The following is a 17,128-nucleotide window of genomic DNA, read 5'->3' on the forward strand; positions in this document are numbered from 1 at the left end:
CAGGGGAGAAGAGGCCGCCGACGGCTGAGCCAGCCTCTTCTCCCCACCGGGGAGAAGGTGGCCGCGAAGCGGCCGGATGAGGGGGAGTCCGTTCAGAGTGATTACGCACGCATGCTGCTGCAGAGATTCCTCGTTCGTCTGTTGACGATGCTGGTGACGCTGTTTGGCGTCGCCATCGTCGTCTTCGTCGTCATCCGGGTCGCGCCAGGCGATCCGATCGCCATGATGCTGCCGCCCGGCGCCAGCGATGACGACATCGCCCGGCTGCGCGCGCTCTACGGGCTCGACAAGTCAATCGTGCAGCAATTCTTCATCTGGCTCGGCGGCGTGCTGCATGGCGATTTCGGCACCTCGATCTCGCTGCGCCAGGACGTGCTCGGCCTGGTCTTCGACCGGCTGCCGGCGACGCTGGAGCTGGCGACCGTGGCGCTGCTGATGGCGATCGCGCTCGGCGCCACCGCCGCGATCCTCGGCGCGCGCTCGCGCGGCACGGCCATCGAGGCCGGCATCGACATCGTGAGCGGCGCGACGCTCTCCATTCCCGATTTCCTGTGGGGCCTTGTGCTGATCCTTTTGTTCGGCGTGCTGGTGCCGGTGTTCGACATTTCCGGCCGGGTGTCGCCGCAGCTCGATCTGCCTTTCGTCACCCAGTTCTATCTGGTCGAGAGCATTCTCAGGCTGCGCTTCGACCTCACCTGGGACCTGCTGAAACACATGCTGATGCCGGCCGTGGCCTTGGCGCTGCCGCTGGCGGCGATTATCGCGCAGTTGCTCAAACAGTCGCTGAAGGAGGTGCTCGACCTCGACTATGTCGTGCTGGCGCGTGTCAAAGGCTTTTCCGAGACGCAGGTCATCCTGCGCGAGGCGCTGAAGAACGCGGCCCTGCCGACGCTGACGCTGGTCGGCGTGCAATTCACCTTCCTCATCGGCGGCACCGTCATCGTCGAGCGGCTGTTTTCCTATGAAGGTCTCGGCAATATGGCGATCGACGCCGTCATCAACCGAGACCTGCCACTGATCCAGGGCATCGTGCTGGTCTTCGCGCTGCTCTTCGTGCTGATCAACCTCGCCGTCGATATGATGTATGCTCTGCTCAATCCGAGGCTGCGCCATGGATGAGGCGCGCGTTGCCCGGCGCCGTTTGAGCCCGAGGCTGTGGCTGGCCGGCGGTTGGCTTGTGCTGGCGATGCTCGCGGCCATCTTCGCGCCGCTGCTCGCGCCGCAGGACCCGCTGGCGCAGGATTTGATGCTGGAGCGCCTGCCGCCCTTCTGGCTGGACGGCGCCGAGCCCGGCTATTGGCTGGGCACTGACAGCCTGGGACGCGATCTGTTGTCGCGGCTGATCTTCGGCGGCCGCATCGCCTTCATCGTCGCCTTCGCCGCAGCGACATCCGCCTGCCTCATCGGTTCGGCGCTGGGGCTGATCGCCGGCTATTTCGGCAACTGGGCCGACCGCATCATCTCGCGCATCGTCGATGTGTGGATGGCGTTCCCGCCGGTGCTGTTCGCGATCCTGCTGGTGGCGGTGTTGGGCACGGGGCTCAGCTCCGTCATCCTCGCCATCGCCATCATCGACTGGACGCGCTTCTGCCGGGTGATCCGCGCCGAGGCGATGAGCCAGGCGCGCATGGATTATGTCGAGAGCGCGCGCATCGCCGGCTATGGCCGCATCGGCATCATGCTTCGCGAAGTGCTGCCCAATGTGCTGCCGTCGGTGGTGGCGTTGCTATCGCTGGAGATGGGCATCGCCGTCATCGTCGAGGCGATCCTGTCCTTCGTCAATCTGTCGATCTCGACCGACGACCCGACCTGGGGGAGCATCATCGCCGAGGGCCGTCTGTCGATCCACCAGGCGTGGTGGGTGCTGGTGTTCCCGCTGATCACGCTGATCCTCACTGTGCTTTCCTTCAGCCAGTTCGGCGAAGCGCTGAAGGCGCGCTTCGATCCGGTGCTGCGATGAGCGCGTGTCTGGACATCCGCTCCTTGAGCGCCGTGCTGCCCAACGGCCAGCGCGTGCTGCGCTCGGTGTCGCTCGCCGTGCAGCCGGGCGAGGTGCGCGCGCTGGTCGGCGAGAGCGGTGCCGGCAAGACGATGATCGGCAAGGCGGTGCTCGGCGTGCTGCCGAAAAGCGTGCGCATCGTCGAAGGCGAGATGCTAATCGAGGGCGAGGACCTCGGACGCCTCGATGCCAAGGCGCGGCGGACCCTGATCGGCGCGCGCACGGCTCTGATCCCGCAGGATCCGCTGACCGCGCTCAACCCTTCGCGCCGCATCGGCGCGCAGATGACCGACCGGCTGGTCCGCATCCTCGGCTGGAGCGGCGAGCGGGCCGACAAGCGTATCCGCCAGTTGCTCGACGAGGTACAGATCCGAGATCCTGAACGCGTGCTGAAAAGCTATCCGCACGAATTGTCCGGCGGCATGCGCCAGCGCGTGCTGATCGCGGCGGCCTTCGCGGCGGAGCCCAGGCTGATCGTTGCCGACGAGCCGACGACGGCGCTGGACGTGACCGTGCAGAAGCAGATCCTGCGGCTGATCGCGCAGCTGCAGCGCGACCATGGCACCGCGATCCTGTTCGTCACCCACGATCTCGGCGTCGTTGCCAAGATCAGCCAGAAAGTGTCGGTGCTCTACGCCGGCAAGGTGGTGGAGGAGGCCGAGACCGCGCAGCTCTTCGCCGCTCCGCAGCACGCCTACACACGGGCGCTGATCGCGGCGACGCCGCGCTACACCGATCCCTACGCCTCGCTGAAGCCAGTGGATGAAAGCGTGCTTGCCGGGCTAACGGCCGAAATCGCAGCCGCCGACAAGGATTGGAGGCCCAGCCATGGCTGAGCCGCTGTTTTCCGTGCGCGGGCTGAAAGTGGCGCTGCTGGACATGACGCGCAAGCCATTGATCGGCCGAGCGCCGCTGGCCGAGATTCTGAAAGGGCTCGACTTCGATCTGCCCAGGGGATCGGTGACCGGCATCGTCGGCGAGTCCGGCTCCGGCAAGTCGACGCTGGGGCGCGCGCTGGTCAGACTGCTCGAACCCAGCGCCGGCTCGATCGGCTTCGAGGGGCGCGACATCAGCCAACTTTCGGAGGCTGAGCTCAGGCCGCTGCGCCGCGACTTGCAGATGATCTTCCAGGACCCGATGTCGTCGCTCAATCCGCGCCACACGATCTTCAACATCATCGCGGCGCCCTTGAGGCAGAACGGCCTCGGCGACCGGCTGAAGGAACGCGTCGCGGAAGCGCTGCAGCGCGTCGGCCTGCCGCAGAATTTTGCCAGCCGCTACCGCCACGAATTGTCCGGAGGCCAGCGGCAGCGCGTCGGTATTGCACGGGCGCTCGCTCTCTCGCCGAAATTCGTGGTGGCCGACGAGATCGTCTCCGGCCTTGACGTTTCGACGCAAGCGCAGATCCTGACGCTGCTGGAAAAGCTGGCGGCCGAGATGGGGCTGACGGTCGCTTTCATCAGCCATGATCTGTCGGTGATCCGGCGGCTCTGCCAGCAGGTCGTCGTCATGCGCGAGGGAAGGATCGTCGAAGCCAGCGCCACCGACGCGCTGTTCGACAATCCCAAGGAGACCTACACGCGCGACCTGCTCGCCGCCATTCCGCTGCCGGAGATCGATCCGGACTGGCTGCGGCTCAAGGCGCCGGCATGAATTGAGTTTTAAAATCCGCACGCCGACCAGCGGGCCTCGGATGTGCGCTAGGACAAGCAGGCTCGCCAATGGAGGGTGACATGAAATACGCAGTCCAGGCAGCGGTCCTCGCGGCCTCCTTGTCCGGCGCAATGGCAGCCGCATCGGCGGATACGATCCCCGGCATGCGCGGGCACGACCATACCGGCATCACCGTGCCCGACATGAAACAGGCCGTCGACTTCTTCACCGATGTCGTCGGCTGCAAGAAGGCGATGTCGTTCGGACCGTTTGCCGACGACAAAGGCACCTTCATGCAGGATCTGCTCGGCGTCGATCCGAAGGCGGTGATCGAGGAGATCACCATGGTGCGCTGCGGCACCGGGTCGAACATCGAATTGTTCAAATACACCGCGCCCGACCAGAAGGATTTGACGCCGAAGAACAGCGATATCGGCGGCTTCCACATCGCCTTCTATGTCGACGACGTCGCCGCCGCGAAGGCTTATCTCGACGGCAAGGGCGTGAAGACCAGACTGGGACCGCTGCCGGTGAAGGAAGGCCCCGCGGCCGGCCAGACCATCCTCTATTTCCAGGCGCCCTGGGGCCTGCAGCTGGAAGCGATCAGCTACCCGCAGGGCATGGCCTATGAGAAGGGGGCGGAGACCGTGTTGTGGAGCCCCAAGGATCCGAGCAAATGACCTCAACCGCCCGCGCCCAAACCATGGTTCAATTATAAAACTTTAAGCTTGAAATAATTGGCCCCTGGCGCAATACTGACAGCCGGAACCGCTGGTCCCATCCGGCGGTTCCGGACATCTTATAGAGTTCACGCAATTCCGGACGGAAAACCGCTACGCACTTTTCCTGGAATTGCTCTAGAGGAGATCGCAAGACATGAAGGTTGCGGTTCTCGGCGGCGGACCGGCCGGCCTCTACTTTGCCATCTCGCTGAAGCTGCGCGATGCCGCGCATGAGGTGACGGTCTATGAGCGCAACCGCCCGGACGACACGTTCGGGTGGGGCGTGGTGCTGTCGGCGGAGACGCTGGAGAACCTGACCAGGAACGACCCGGTCAGCGCCGTCTGGATCAAGAAACATTTCGCCTATTGGGACGACATCGCGGTGATCCATGACGGCGTGCGCACCGTTTCCTCCGGCCACGGCTTCTGCGGCATCGGCCGCAAGCGGCTGCTGATCCTCCTGCAGCGCCGCGCTCGTGAGCTCGGCATCAAGCTGCAGTTCGAGACCGAGATTTCCGATCCCCGGCCCTTCATGGAAACGCATGACCTGGTGGTTGCTTCGGATGGGCTGAACTCCAAATCCCGCGCCACTTTCGCCGATGTGTTCAAGCCTGACGTCGACACACGCAAATGCAAGTTCGTGTGGCTGGGCACGACGCAGAAATTCGACGATGCCTTCACCTTCATCTTCGAGAAGACGGAGCATGGCTGGGTGTGGGCGCATGCCTACCAGTTCGACAGCGAGACCGCGACCTTCATCGTCGAATGTAGCGAGCAGACCTGGAACGCCTTCGGCTTCGGCCAGATGACGCAGCAGGAATCGATCGCGGCCTGCAAACGCATTTTTGCAAAGCATCTCGGCGGCCATCCGCTGATGACCAACGCCAACCACATCCGTGGTTCGGCCTGGATCAATTTCCCGCGCGTGCTGTGCGAGCGCTGGTCTTACAGGAACCTGGCGCTGATGGGCGATGCAGCGGCGTCGGCGCATTTCTCGATCGGCTCCGGCACCAAGCTGGCGCTGGAAAGCGCCGTGGCGCTGGCGGACTATGTCGAGTCCGAGCCGGACCTGGAAGCGGCCTTTCGCAAATATGAGGATGCGCGGCGCACCGAAGTGCTCAAGCTGCAATCGGCGGCGCGCAACTCGCTCGAATGGTTCGAGGAAGTCGAACGATATCTCGGTTTGGATCCAGTTCAGTTCAACTATTCGCTGCTCACCCGCTCGCAGCGCATCAGCCACGAGAACCTTCGGATGCGCGACGCCGAATGGCTGGCGGGCGCCGAGGAATGGTTCCAGCGCAAGGCCGGCGCCGGCGGCAACATGCTGCGCCGCGCGCCGATGTTCGCGCCGTTCAAACTGCGCGACATGACGCTCGCCAACCGCATCGTTGTTTCGCCGATGGCGCAGTACAAGGCGGTCGACGGCTGCCCGACCGACTGGCATTTTGCTCACTATGCCGAGCGCGCCAAAGGTGGCGCCGGGCTGCTCTATATCGAGATGACCTGCGTTAGCCCGGAAGGGCGCATCACGCCTGGATGCCCGGGCTTCTACAAGCCGGAGCATGAGGTCGCCTGGAAACGGCTGGTCGATTTCGTCCATGCCGAAACGGAGGCCAAGATTTGCGCCCAGATCGGCCATTCCGGCGCCAAGGGCTCGACCCGCGTCGGCTGGGAAGGAACCGACGTGCCGTTGCCTTCCGGCAACTGGCCGGTGATGGCGCCGTCGGCCGTGGCATGGTCGCCGCAGAACCAGGTGCCGAAGGCGATGGACCGCGCCGACATGGACATGGTCCGCGACCAATTCGTCGCTTCGGCTCAGATGGCCGGGCGTTGCGGCTTCGACATGCTGGAGATCCATGCCGCGCATGGCTATCTGCTGTCGGCCTTCATCACGCCGCTGACCAATCGGCGCACCGACGAGTATGGCGGCTCGCTGGAAAACCGCATGCGCTATCCGCTGGAGATCTTCCGCGCGGTGCGCGCGGTGTGGCCGTCGGAAAAACCGATCTCGATGCGCATCTCGGCCAATGACTGGGTCGGCATCGAAGGCGTGACGCCGGCGGACGCCGTCGAGATCGCAAAGCTGCTGCGTGAAGCCGGCGTCGATCTCTGCGACGTCTCGGCCGGACAGACGTCCATCGCCGCCAAGCCGGTCTATGGCCGCATGTTCCAGACGCCGTTCTCCGACCGCATCCGCAACGAGGTAGGCATGGCGACGATGGCGGTCGGCAACATTTACGAGCCGGACCATGCCAACTCGATCCTGATGGCCGGCCGCGCCGATCTTGTGGCGCTGGCAAGGCCGCATCTTGCCGATCCCTACTGGACGCTGCATGCGGCGGTGACGCTCGGCGACCGCGGCGTCAAATGGCCCGATCCCTATCTGCCGGGACGCGACCAGATCTACCGGCTGGCGGAGCGCGAAGCGGCAGCGGGGCTGAAGGTATGAGCGCCGCGCGGGCAATCGAGGGCAAGCACGCGCTGGTCACCGGCGGCGGCTCCGGCGTCGGCAAAGCCATCGCGCTGGCGCTGGCGGAAGCCGGTGTGGCGGTTACCATCTGCGGCCGGCGCGAAGCGGCGCTGGCCGATGTTTCGAAGGGAAGCGACCGCATCTTCGCCATCGTGGCGGATGTCACGAATGAAGCCGAGATGACGGCCCTCCACGAGAAGGCGCAAGCCACGCGCGGACCGTTCGACATCGTCGTCGCCAATGCGGGCATGGCCGGCAGCGCGCCGGCGCACAAGACGTCTTTGGCCGGCTGGCAGCGCACGCTCGACGTCAACCTCACTGGCGCCTTCCTGACGGTCAAGCCGGCGCTGGCCGGCATGCTCGCGCGGAAGGCAGGCCGTATCGTCTTCGTCGCCTCGACCGCCGGGCTGAAAGGCTATGCCTATGTCGCGCCCTATGTGGCCGCCAAGCATGGCGTCGTCGGGCTGATGCGCGCCTTGGCCGCCGAGACCGCCAAGTCGGGCATGACGGTCAACGCCGTCTGTCCCGGTTTTGTCGAAACCGACATGCTGGAAGAATCCGTCCAACGCATCGTCGAAAAGACCGGGCGGTCGGCAGCGGAAGCAAGGCAGAGCCTGTCGGCGACGAACCCGCAGGGACGCTTCATCCAGCCGGACGAGGTCGCAGACACGGTGCTGTGGCTGTGCAGCGATGCGGCGCGATCGATCACCGGACAGGCAATCTCCATTTCCGGAGGCGAGACATGGTAGCGGGACCGACCTCCACCGGGCCGGGCAAGGAGAGGCTGCGGTTGTGGATCCGACTGCTGCGCGCCTCGCGCACCATCGAGGCGGAGCTGCGCGAACGGCTGAAGAAGGAATTCGACACCACGCTGCCGCGCTTCGACGTGATGGCGGCGCTCTATCGCGTGCCGGAAGGGATGCTGATGAGCGACCTGTCGCGCTTCCTTCTGGTCTCGAACGGCAATGTGACGGGCATCGTCGACCGGCTGGTTTCGGAAGGGCTGGTGACGCGCGCGCGCCGCAACGGCGACCGCCGCACCTCGATGGTGCGGCTGACCGAGGAAGGCAGCAAAGCTTTCGCGAGGATCGCGGCCGTGCATGAGGGCTGGGTCGGCGAGCTGCTCGGCGATGTCAGCGAGGAAGAAGCGAAGCGGCTCACCGGAATGCTGAAATCGTTTCGCAGCAATTGGGAGGGACGCGAATGAGCGCCATGGCAAAGCTCAAGCCGAAGCATTTTCTCTGGGAGGTCGAACGCAAAGTCGCGAAAATCCGGCTCGACCGCCCTGAGCGCAAGAACCCGCTGACCTTCGACAGCTATGCCGAGCTGCGCGACACGTTTCGCGACCTGGTCTATGCCGAGGATGTCGATGCGGTCGTGTTCCTGCCCAATGGCGGTAATTTCTGCTCGGGCGGCGATGTCCACGACATCATCGGACCGTTGATTAAGATGGACATGAAGCAGCTGCTGGCCTTCACGCGCATGACGGGCGATTTCGTCAAGGCGATGCTGAATTGCGGCAAACCCATCATCTCCGCCGTCGACGGCGTGGCTGTCGGCGCCGGCGCGATCATCGCCATGGCCTCGGACATCCGCATTGCGACGCCGGAGGCAAAGACCGCCTTCCTGTTCACCCGCGTCGGGCTCGCCGGCTGCGACATGGGCGCCTGCGCGATCCTGCCGCGCATCATCGGCCAGGGCCGCGCCGCCGAGCTGCTCTACACCGGCCGCACCATGAGCGCCACCGAGGGCGAGCGCTGGGGATTCTACAACCGGCTGGTCGACGCGGCAGCGCTCGAAGCCGACGCGCTCGACATGGCGGCGCGCATCGTTTCCGGCCCGACCTTCGCGCATGGCATCACCAAGACGCAGCTCAACCAGGAATGGTCGATTGGCCTCGACCAGGCGATCGAGGCGGAAGCGCAAGCGCAGGCGATCTGCATGCAGACCGGCGATTTCGAGCGGGCCTACAAGGCGTTCGTGGCGAAGGAAAAGCCGGTGTTCGAGGGGAATTAGCGATGGGTGCGTTATTGGCAACGCTGGCGGGACAGCGCCCCCCTCTGTCCTGCCGGACATCTCCCCCACTTGGGGGGAGATCAGCCGTCGCGTCCGCTTTCGCCAGTTTTCAACGTTGCAAGGATGGCGCCGGCGCCCGAGCTGCCAATCTCCCCCCTTGTGGGGGAGATGTCCGGCAGGACAGAGGGGGGCGCCGTGGAGCTCGACGATTGAAGCACAGCGGAGGCACCTATGCCTGACCGTTCCTTCCTCAACTGGCCCTTCTTCGAGGACCGCCACCGGAACCTCGCCGAAACCCTCGACGCCTGGTGCGCGAAGAACCTGCCGGTCGATCACCACGACGTCGATGCCGCATGCCGCGACCTCGTCGCCAAGCTCGGCCGCGATGGCTGGCTGAAGCCGACGGCGCTCGACCTGGCCAACCCCGGACCGCTCGACGTGCGCACGCTCTGCATCACCCGTGAGACGCTCGCCCGCCACGATGGCCTCGCCGACTTCGCCTTCGCCATGCAGGGCCTGGGCACCGGCGCGATCTCGCTGTTCGGCACGCCGGAGCAGCAGCGCTGGCTGGAAAAGACGCGAGCCGGCGAGGCGATCTCGGCCTTCGCGCTGTCGGAGCCGCGCTCGGGATCGGACGTCGCCAACATGGAAATGACCGCCACGCGCGACGGCGACAAATACATCCTTTCAGGCGAAAAGACCTGGATCTCCAACGGCGGCATCGCCGACCTCTTTGTCGTCTTCGCCCGCACCGGCGACGCGCCGGGCGCCAAGGGGATTTCGGCCTTCATCGTGCCTGGCGACGCGAAGGGTCTCGGCATCGCCGAACGGCTCGAGGTCATTGCCCCTCACCCGCTGGCGCGGCTGTCCTTCGACAATGTCCGCATCCCAACTTCCGCCCTGATCGGCAAGGCCGGCGACGGTTTCCGCATCGCCATGTCGGTGCTCGACGTGTTCCGCTCGACTGTTGGCGCGGCAGCGCTTGGCTTCGCGCGACGCGCGCTGGACGAGAGCGTCAAGCGCGCCGCGGAACGCAAAATCTTCGGTGCGCCGATGGCGGAGTTGCAGATGGTGCAGGGCCACATCGCCGACATGGCGCTGGATGTCGACGCCGCCGCGCTGCTCATCTATCGCGCAGCATGGACCAAGGACATGGGCGCCGCGAGGGTGACGCGCGAGGCGGCCATGGCGAAGCTCTTCGCCACCGACAAGGCGCAGGAGGTAATCGACAAGGCGGTGCAACTGCATGGCGGCGACGGCGTGCGCAAGGGCCATATCGTCGAGAGCCTCTATCGCGAGATCCGGGCGCTGCGCATCTATGAGGGCGCCTCGGACGTGCAGAAGGTGGTGATCGCCAGACAGGTCATGGGCGCGGCGTGAAACCTTTGCCAACCGCATCTGAAATAGGGGGAGACATGCACACCATCCTGCAGCCTGAGGGCTGGGCCAAACCGGTCGGCTATGCCAATGGCGTGGCCGCGCGTGGCCGGCTTGTCTTTATCGGCGGCCAGGTCGGCTGGAACGCCGAGTGCAAATTCGAGACCGACGACTTCGTCGGCCAGGTGCGCCAGACGCTCGCCAACGTCGTCGCCGTGCTGGCCGAAGCCGGCGGCGAGCCGCGGCACATCACCTCGATGACCTGGTACTTCACCGACAAGGCCGAATATGTCGGCAACCTCAAAGGCATCGGCGAGGCCTATCGCGCCTTGATTGGCCGGCATTTTCCGGCGATGGCGGCCATGCAGGTGGTGGCGCTGGTCGAGGACCGCGCCAAGGTCGAGATCCAGGCGACCGCGGTCATACCTGACTGACTACTGACGCAGCCCGGCCTGCTTCAGGAGCGGCAGAACGCGATCGCAGAAATAGGGCAGCTCCTGCATGTAGTTGACGAAGGACAGCGCGATGCCCTGATAGCCATGCGCGGCGATGGAAGCCATGTCGGCGGCGATCGTTTCAGGGGTGCCGATCAGCGGGTAGGTTCCGGCGCCGCCGGCGAAGCGCTGGCGGTAGCGGTCATAGGCGTGCTGGTCATGCGACTGCGAGAATTCCTTCTTGCCGGTCATATGCGCGTCGACCGCCTCGTGGTCGGCCATCGTGACGGCATAGCGCGTGTAATAGGCCTGCGCCTCTTCCATCGTCGGGCGGCAGACGACATGCGCGACCGTATAGACGCCGACGTTGCGGCCGACCTTGTCGGCACGTTCGCTGATGTCGGTGACATGCTTGCCGGCATCACTCATCTCGGAGAAGGTCGTGAACAGATAATCGCATCGGGCGGCGGCGAAGTCGCGGCCGGGGCCTCCGAAAGCGGCATTCATGGTCACTGGACGCGGCACCTGCAGGCTGGCCGGCCGGCTCACCGCCTCCTTCAGGCGATAGTAGGCGCCCTCATAATCGAGCGGCTCGCTCGAAGCGTAAAGCCGCTCCAGGATCTCGATCCATTCGGCCGCCTGGTCGTACCCCTTCTCGACCAGCGGCGTGCCGAACATCCCGAATTCCTTCGGGTTCCAGCCGCAGACGATGTTGAGCCCCGCGCGGCCCTGGCTGATATGGTCGACGGTGGCAAGCGCCTTGGCGGCGTAGAGCGGGTGTACCAGCGGCACATGCACCGTCATGAACAGGCCGATCTGCTCGGTCGCCGCGGCAAGGGCTGCCGCCCAGGTGAAGGTCTCGAAGGAGAATTCGCGCACCTTGTTGCGGCCGCCGAAGCCACGCCAGCGCGCGATCGGCAGCATGAACTCCAACCCGGCGCGGTCGGCGATCTGGGCCGCCGTCAGATTGTCCTGCCAGCTTGCCGTCCAGCGCTCCGGCACGTCGGTAATGGCAAGCCCGCCATCCGCATTGGTCGAGAAGACGCCAAGCTTCAGTCTGTTCGGGCCATGCAGGGGATGCGCTTTGATCATCTTGGAAACTCTCGGGCGGAACGCCACACGCTAGGCCGGCGTGAAAATATTTCAAGCATGAAATAGCTTCGCCTCGTCGTCGTTTGTGGATATGGATTGGGCAACATGAAAAGGGGATCGGCATGAGCGAGTTCCGCCAGAAATGCATCAGCAGGACCAACCTCGTCGGGTCCTTTGCCGCCATTCCCCATCCGGTCGCCGTCGAGGTGATGGCATCGTCCGGCCTCGATTTCCTCTGCATCGACTGGGAACATGCGCAGATTTCGCGCGAGACGATCGAAGCCATGGTGCGGGCGGCCGACGTGCATCGCGTGCCGGCCATGGTGCGCGTTCCCGGCCATGCGCCGGAGGCGATCCAGGCGGCGCTGGACAGCGGCGCGCAGGGCGTGCTCGTGCCGCGTGTCTCCACCGCAGAGCAGGCGGCGATGGCCGTCAAGGCCTCGCGCTATCCGCCGCTCGGCGAGCGCGGCGTCGGCCCCGGACGCGCCGCCGGCTATGGCTATCGCATCCCCGAATATCTTGCCGTCGCCAATGGGCGGATCGTCGTCGCGGTCCAGGTCGAGACAGCGGAAGGTCTCGCCAGCATCGAGGCGATCGCGGCCGTCGACGGCATCGACCTGATCTTCGTCGGCGCGGGCGATCTCTCGGTGTCGATCGACGCAGTCGGGCCTGCCGGCACAGACAAGCTCAATGCGGCGATCAAGAGCATCATCGGCGCAGCGCTGGCACAGGGCAGGACCGCCGGCATATTCTGCGCCAGCCCGCAGAATGTCGGCCGATGGGGCGCCCTCGGCGCGAGCTTCTTCATGCTGGCCAGCGACACGATGTTTCTTGGCGCCGGCGCGGCGGCCAATTTTGCCGCGGCGCGCGACGAGCTGGCGTAAAAGGGACGCGACCCGCATCCGTTGGGCAGCAGGGGCGCCAAATTTTTTAAGCTTAAAACTTTTGCCTTGAAAAGCGCGGCACTTTGGATAGCATCCTGATGGCGGCTGCCACGGCAGGTTTTCCTGTCAGTCCGTCGCCGCCCGGGTGGAAGGGGTTTCAGTCCTTGTCGTTTGTGTTGCCCCAGTCGTCGTCCAGTGCGCGCTATGCCTTCGATGGCGTTCGCGCCCAGATTCGCGACCTGCACACGGAAAACATCGCCAACCTCGCGGTCCGCGCGCGGGAGCTCGGCGACGTCATCGCGCTCTGGTACGGCGAAGGCGATGTGGTGACGCCGGCCTTCATCCGCGACGCGGCAAAAGCGGCCTTCGACGAAGGCCTGACCTTCTACGTCCCCAACATGCGCGGGCATGGCCCGCTGAACGAAGCGCTGTCGGAATACCAGACGCGCATCCATGGCCGCCCGATCCCGATCGCACGCACCACGGTAACGCCGGGCGGCATGCAGGCGCTGTATCTTGCCCTGGAGCTGCTCGTCGATACCGGCACCAATGTCGTCTATGTCGCGCCGCAATGGCCCAACATCCACAACTCCATCCACCTGATCGGCGGCGAGCCGCGGCCGTTCGCCCTCGACTTCAAGGATGATTGGCGGCTCGACCTCGACCGGCTGTTCGCCACCTGCGACGCGCGCACCCGCGCGATCTTCCTGTCGACGCCGTCGAACCCGACCGGCTGGACCGCGTCACGCGAGGAGATGCAGGCGCTGCTGGACTTCAGCCGGCGCACCGGCATCTGGATCATTTCCGACGAGGTCTATGGCCGGCTCTATTTCGACGGCGACGTCGCGCCCTCGATCCTGCAGATCGCCGAGGACGGCGACCGGGTGCTGTCGGTCAACAGTTTCTCGAAAGCCTGGGCGATGACCGGCTGGCGCATAGGCTGGCTGGCGCATCCGTCGGGCGTGGCCGACCAGCTCGGCGCCATGACGCAATACATCAACAGCGGCACCGCCGCGCCGATCCAGGCCGGCGCCGTGGCGGCGATCCGCCAGGGCGAGCCGCTGGTCGAAGACATCAGGCAACGGATCAGGACCGGCCTCGACCTCGCTTATGACCGGCTGGCCCGGATCCCCGGCGTCATCCTGCCGAGAAAACCGCGCGGCGGCATGTACGCATTCTTCGCCATGGAGGGCGAAGCCGATGCGCGGCAGGTCTGCGCCAGGATCCTGGAGACGGCGCGCGTCGGGCTGGCGCCCGGTCACCTGTTTGGAAATTCGGCGGCGGCATTCCTGCGCATGTGTGTGTGCCGCGACAGCGTTCAGATAGAAACGGCGCTCGAGCGCATGGTCGCCGCCATGAATTGACGCCCCGCTGGGAGGCGGGACGGCAACAAACCGTGCGGGGCGAGCCCCGCCCGATCGACAACAGAGGGAAGACCCAGAGGGAAAACCAATGAGCTTTACGCGTCGCAATCTGCTTGTTCTGGCCGCCGCCATCGGCATCGCCGCCGGCCCCGCCACCGCCTATGCCGCCGATGTGCTCAATGTAGGCGCCTACCCGACCAATCCGCCTTTCGAATACAAGAACGAGAGCGGCACTTTCGAGGGCTTCGAGGTCGACATTGTCAACGAAGCGGCCAAGCGCATCGGCATGACCACCGATATCGCCGATCTCGGCTTCCAGGCGCTGTTCGCGGCTGTCAGTTCCAACCGCATCGATGTCGCAATCTCGTCGATCACCATCACACCGGAGCGGTTGAAGACGCTCTCCTTCACCCAGCCCTACTATGATTCCGACATGGGCATCGCCACCAAGACCGACAGCGCGATCAGCAAGGAAGCCGACCTCAAGGGCAAGGTCGTCGGCGTGCTCTCCGGCTCGACCGGCGAGACCTGGGTCAAGGACCATCAGGCAGCCGACGGCTTCAGCGACGTCAAGGGCTACGACACGCAGCAGAACCTGCTGCTCGACCTCAGCGCCGGCCGCGTCGATGCCGCCGTCAGCGACATCCCCGGCATGCAGTATTCGTTCCAGAAGATGAAGGACCTCGTCGTCAAGGAACGCATCAAGACCGGCGAGCAGTACGGCTTGATGATGAGCAAGGACCATCCGCTGCTCGGCAAGCTCAACGACGCGCTGACGGCGATGAAGAAGGACGGCACGCTGGCCGCCATCCACAAGAAGTGGTTCGGCACCGACGCGCCGGCCGATTCCTCGACGGTCAAGGAAATGCCGCTGCCCAAGGCCTGAGCGGCCACCGGCAAAACGAGCGACGTGCCGGCTCCAAAGGCCGGCACGTCTTGTTTGACGCGTGACGTCCCCGGACCACCACGCTTTCGGCCAATCCGATTTCGATAGTCCGGGTCCTGTCAGGGCATCGCATGACGCAACACGGTCCGGGAACGCTCCCATGTCGCTGATCGACACCTTCTTCAATCCCGAGGTCATTGCGTCGAGTTTGCCGGCGCTGCTGCGCGGCTTCCTCAACACGCTGCTGCTGGGGATCATGAGCATCGTCATCGGCATCGCGGTGGGGCTGGCGATCAGCCTGCTGCGGCTCTACGGACCGAAGCCGCTGCGGTGGCTGGCCATCGGCTATACCGACATCTTCCGCGCCCTGCCGGTGCTGGTGGTGCTGATCCTGATCTATTACGCCCTGCCCTTCCTCGGCATCCGCCTGTCATCCTGGGCATCGGCCGTGACTGCGTTCGCCATCATCATGTCGGCCTATTCGGCCGAGGTTTTCCGCTCCGGCATCGAAAGCATTCCGAAGGGCCAGTTCGAGGCGGCGCAGGCGCTCGGCCTCCCCTTCATGCTCACCTTGCGCAAGGTGGTGCTGCCGCAGGCGATCCGCGTGGTCATCCCGCCGATGACCAGCAACTGCGTCTCGATGTTCAAGGATACCTCGCTCGCCTCGACGGTGGCGCTGCCGGAACTTCTGAAGGAAGCGACCAACGCGCAATCGCTCTACGCCAACCCCTCGCCGCTGATCGGGGCCGCGTTGGTCTACCTCATCTTCCTCTGGCCGATGGTGCGCCTCGTCAGCCTGCTCGAGCGCCGCTTCAAGGACGAGAAAGCGCGCTGACCGCCATCGATACCCGTCCCCCCGCCCAAGTCCCTCGCAGGAGCCTGCCCCGTGAACAAGCATCAGACCGACAGCACCAGCGCCGCCTTCCCGGTCGAAAAGATCCGCGCCATGTTTCCCGCCTTGCAGCGGGCCGGCGATTTCATCTTCATGGACAATGCCGCGGGCGCCCAGATCCCGCAAAGCGTGCTCGATGCGGTGACCAACCATCTGGTGTCGCACAATGTGCAGCGCGGCGGCCGCTATGGCCGCAGCGTCACCGTCGACCAGTCGGTCGCGACGGCGCGCGAGAGCGTCGCGCTCCTGATCAACGCCTACAGCCCGTCCGAAATCTGCTTCGGCATGAACGCGACCTCGTTCATCCGCCTGGTCAGCCTCGGCATCGGCCAGATGCTCGCCAAGGACGCGGATGGGGGACGCGACGAGATCATCGTCACCGACATGGATCACGACGCCAACATCGCCACCTGGTTGGCGCTGGAGCCGGCCGGCGCGAAGTTCAAATGGTGGCGCATGCGCGAGGACGGCAATCTGCATGTCGATGACCTCAAGCCGCTGGTGTCGGAGCGCACCCGCCTCGTCGCCTGCACGGTGACGGCGCATTCGATCGGCTCGATCGTCGACGTCGCCTCGGTGGCCAGGATCGCGCATGCGGCGGGCGCCGAAGTGTTCCTCGACTGCGTGCATTACGGACCGCACGGGCTGATGGACGTGCAGGCCTGGGACTGCGACTATCTCGTGTGCTCCGGCTACAAGAATTTCTCGCCGCATATGGGCTTCCTGTGGGGCCACTTCGACACGCTGAAGCGGCTGCCGACCTTCCGCGAGGATTTCATTCCCGACGAACCGCCCTACAAGGTCGAGGCCGGCACCTTCATCTACGAGAACGTGTCGGGCATGGACGCGGCGGTGCGCTACCTGGAATCGATCGGCCGCAATTTCCTGCCCGAGAACAACCGCTCGCGCCGCGACAACATCGTCGCCGGCATGAACGCCATCCGTGACTACGAGCTGGTGCTGGCGCGCGAGATGATGAAGGTGCTGAAGGACGGCAATGCCACGATCTACGGCGTCGCCGACGAGGCGCGCATCACCGAGCGCGTGCCGACCTTCTGCTTCAATATCGGCAAGCTTTCGCCGCAGCGGATCGTCGAGGAGATGGCGGCCATGCAGATCGGCATCCGCGACGGCCACATGTATGCGCCGCGGCTGATGAAGCGGCTCAACCTGTCGATGGACAGCGGCGCGATCCGCGCCTCGCTTGTGCACTACAACACGGTGGAGGAAGTGCACAAATTCGGTGAGGCGCTGCGGGCGATCATCGCGAAGTTGTCGTGATCCCGACCACCTCCGCGTCGTCATCCAAGGAGCGAAGCGACGCGCGCAGACCCGAGGA

General features: G+C 65.1%; 17 protein-coding genes. 16 read left to right on the plus strand and 1 reads right to left on the minus strand.

Annotated elements, in window-relative coordinates; translation table 11 throughout:
• Window positions 1-111 precede the first annotated feature (111 nt).
• The 11 genes from EJ072_RS10700 to EJ072_RS10755 all read left to right on the plus strand — a co-directional run bounded on the left by EJ072_RS10700 (window position 112) and on the right by EJ072_RS10755 (window position 10,671).
• Complete coding sequence (locus tag EJ072_RS10700; RefSeq protein WP_126079666.1) at window positions 112-1,119, plus strand: ABC transporter permease; 1,008 nt, start codon at window positions 112-114, stop codon at window positions 1,117-1,119.
• On the plus strand, window positions 1,112-1,960 hold the full coding sequence (locus EJ072_RS10705) for an ABC transporter permease (RefSeq protein WP_126079667.1): 849 nt from the start codon (window positions 1,112-1,114) through the stop codon (window positions 1,958-1,960). Before EJ072_RS10700 ends, EJ072_RS10705 begins: the two co-directional genes overlap by 8 nt.
• The gene (locus tag EJ072_RS10710) at window positions 1,957-2,835 is read left to right on the plus strand and encodes an ABC transporter ATP-binding protein (RefSeq protein ID WP_126079668.1); all 879 of its coding nucleotides are present in this window, start codon (window positions 1,957-1,959) and stop codon (window positions 2,833-2,835) included. Before EJ072_RS10705 ends, EJ072_RS10710 begins: the two co-directional genes overlap by 4 nt.
• Window positions 2,828-3,652 carry an ATP-binding cassette domain-containing protein gene (locus tag EJ072_RS10715; RefSeq protein WP_126079669.1) on the plus strand — a complete coding sequence of 275 codons (825 nt, stop codon included), beginning with the start codon at window positions 2,828-2,830 and terminating at the stop codon, window positions 3,650-3,652. Before EJ072_RS10710 ends, EJ072_RS10715 begins: the two co-directional genes overlap by 8 nt.
• A gap of 80 nt (window positions 3,653-3,732) precedes the next feature.
• On the plus strand, window positions 3,733-4,332 hold the full coding sequence (locus EJ072_RS10720; protein WP_126079670.1) for a VOC family protein: 600 nt from the start codon (window positions 3,733-3,735) through the stop codon (window positions 4,330-4,332).
• 196 nt (window positions 4,333-4,528) lie between these two features.
• A complete protein-coding gene (locus EJ072_RS10725) occupies window positions 4,529-6,823 on the plus strand; it encodes a bifunctional salicylyl-CoA 5-hydroxylase/oxidoreductase (RefSeq protein WP_126079671.1) in 2,295 nt (764 codons plus the stop codon).
• Complete coding sequence (locus tag EJ072_RS10730; protein WP_126079672.1) at window positions 6,820-7,593, plus strand: SDR family NAD(P)-dependent oxidoreductase; 774 nt, start codon at window positions 6,820-6,822, stop codon at window positions 7,591-7,593. Before EJ072_RS10725 ends, EJ072_RS10730 begins: the two co-directional genes overlap by 4 nt.
• On the plus strand, window positions 7,587-8,051 hold the full coding sequence (locus EJ072_RS10735) for a MarR family transcriptional regulator (RefSeq protein ID WP_126079673.1): 465 nt from the start codon (window positions 7,587-7,589) through the stop codon (window positions 8,049-8,051). Before EJ072_RS10730 ends, EJ072_RS10735 begins: the two co-directional genes overlap by 7 nt.
• Window positions 8,048-8,860, plus strand: a complete 813-nt coding sequence (locus tag EJ072_RS10740) for an enoyl-CoA hydratase family protein (protein WP_126079674.1) — start codon at window positions 8,048-8,050, stop codon at window positions 8,858-8,860. Before EJ072_RS10735 ends, EJ072_RS10740 begins: the two co-directional genes overlap by 4 nt.
• 231 nt (window positions 8,861-9,091) lie before the next feature.
• Window positions 9,092-10,240 carry an acyl-CoA dehydrogenase family protein gene (locus tag EJ072_RS10750; RefSeq protein ID WP_126079675.1) on the plus strand — a complete coding sequence of 383 codons (1,149 nt, stop codon included), beginning with the start codon at window positions 9,092-9,094 and terminating at the stop codon, window positions 10,238-10,240.
• A 35-nt stretch (window positions 10,241-10,275) separates the two neighbouring features.
• Window positions 10,276-10,671 carry a RidA family protein gene (locus EJ072_RS10755; protein ID WP_126079676.1) on the plus strand — a complete coding sequence of 132 codons (396 nt, stop codon included), beginning with the start codon at window positions 10,276-10,278 and terminating at the stop codon, window positions 10,669-10,671.
• Here the strand turns inward: EJ072_RS10755 and EJ072_RS10760 are convergent, their stop codons facing one another.
• Window positions 10,672-11,763, minus strand: a complete 1,092-nt coding sequence (locus EJ072_RS10760; RefSeq protein WP_126079677.1) for an LLM class flavin-dependent oxidoreductase — start codon at window positions 11,761-11,763, stop codon at window positions 10,672-10,674. It abuts the gene before it with no gap.
• Window positions 11,764-11,885: 122 nt separating this feature from the next.
• On the opposite strand from EJ072_RS10760, the gene EJ072_RS10765 reads away from it, so the two are divergent.
• The 5 genes from EJ072_RS10765 to EJ072_RS10785 all read left to right on the plus strand — a co-directional run bounded on the left by EJ072_RS10765 (window position 11,886) and on the right by EJ072_RS10785 (window position 17,070).
• Window positions 11,886-12,647 (plus strand): HpcH/HpaI aldolase/citrate lyase family protein, encoded by a 762-nt coding sequence (locus tag EJ072_RS10765; RefSeq protein ID WP_126079678.1) that lies wholly within the window; start codon window positions 11,886-11,888, stop codon window positions 12,645-12,647.
• Window positions 12,648-12,820: 173 nt separating this feature from the next.
• Window positions 12,821-14,011, plus strand: a complete 1,191-nt coding sequence (locus EJ072_RS10770; protein WP_245467354.1) for a pyridoxal phosphate-dependent aminotransferase — start codon at window positions 12,821-12,823, stop codon at window positions 14,009-14,011.
• A gap of 88 nt (window positions 14,012-14,099) precedes the next feature.
• Window positions 14,100-14,897: an ABC transporter substrate-binding protein gene (locus EJ072_RS10775; RefSeq protein WP_042647023.1), complete on the plus strand. Its 798-nt coding sequence runs from the start codon at window positions 14,100-14,102 to the stop codon at window positions 14,895-14,897.
• 160 nt (window positions 14,898-15,057) lie between these two features.
• Window positions 15,058-15,732, plus strand: coding sequence for an amino acid ABC transporter permease (locus EJ072_RS10780; protein WP_126079680.1), 675 nt, complete (start codon window positions 15,058-15,060; stop codon window positions 15,730-15,732).
• Between the two features lie 51 nt (window positions 15,733-15,783).
• Entirely contained in the window at window positions 15,784-17,070 is a 1,287-nt protein-coding gene (locus tag EJ072_RS10785; RefSeq protein WP_126079681.1) for a cysteine desulfurase-like protein, read from the plus strand.
• Window positions 17,071-17,128 lie beyond the last annotated feature (58 nt).

It is taken from the genome of Mesorhizobium sp. M2A.F.Ca.ET.046.03.2.1, assembly GCF_003952425.1.
Lineage (GTDB): Bacteria > Pseudomonadota > Alphaproteobacteria > Rhizobiales > Rhizobiaceae > Mesorhizobium.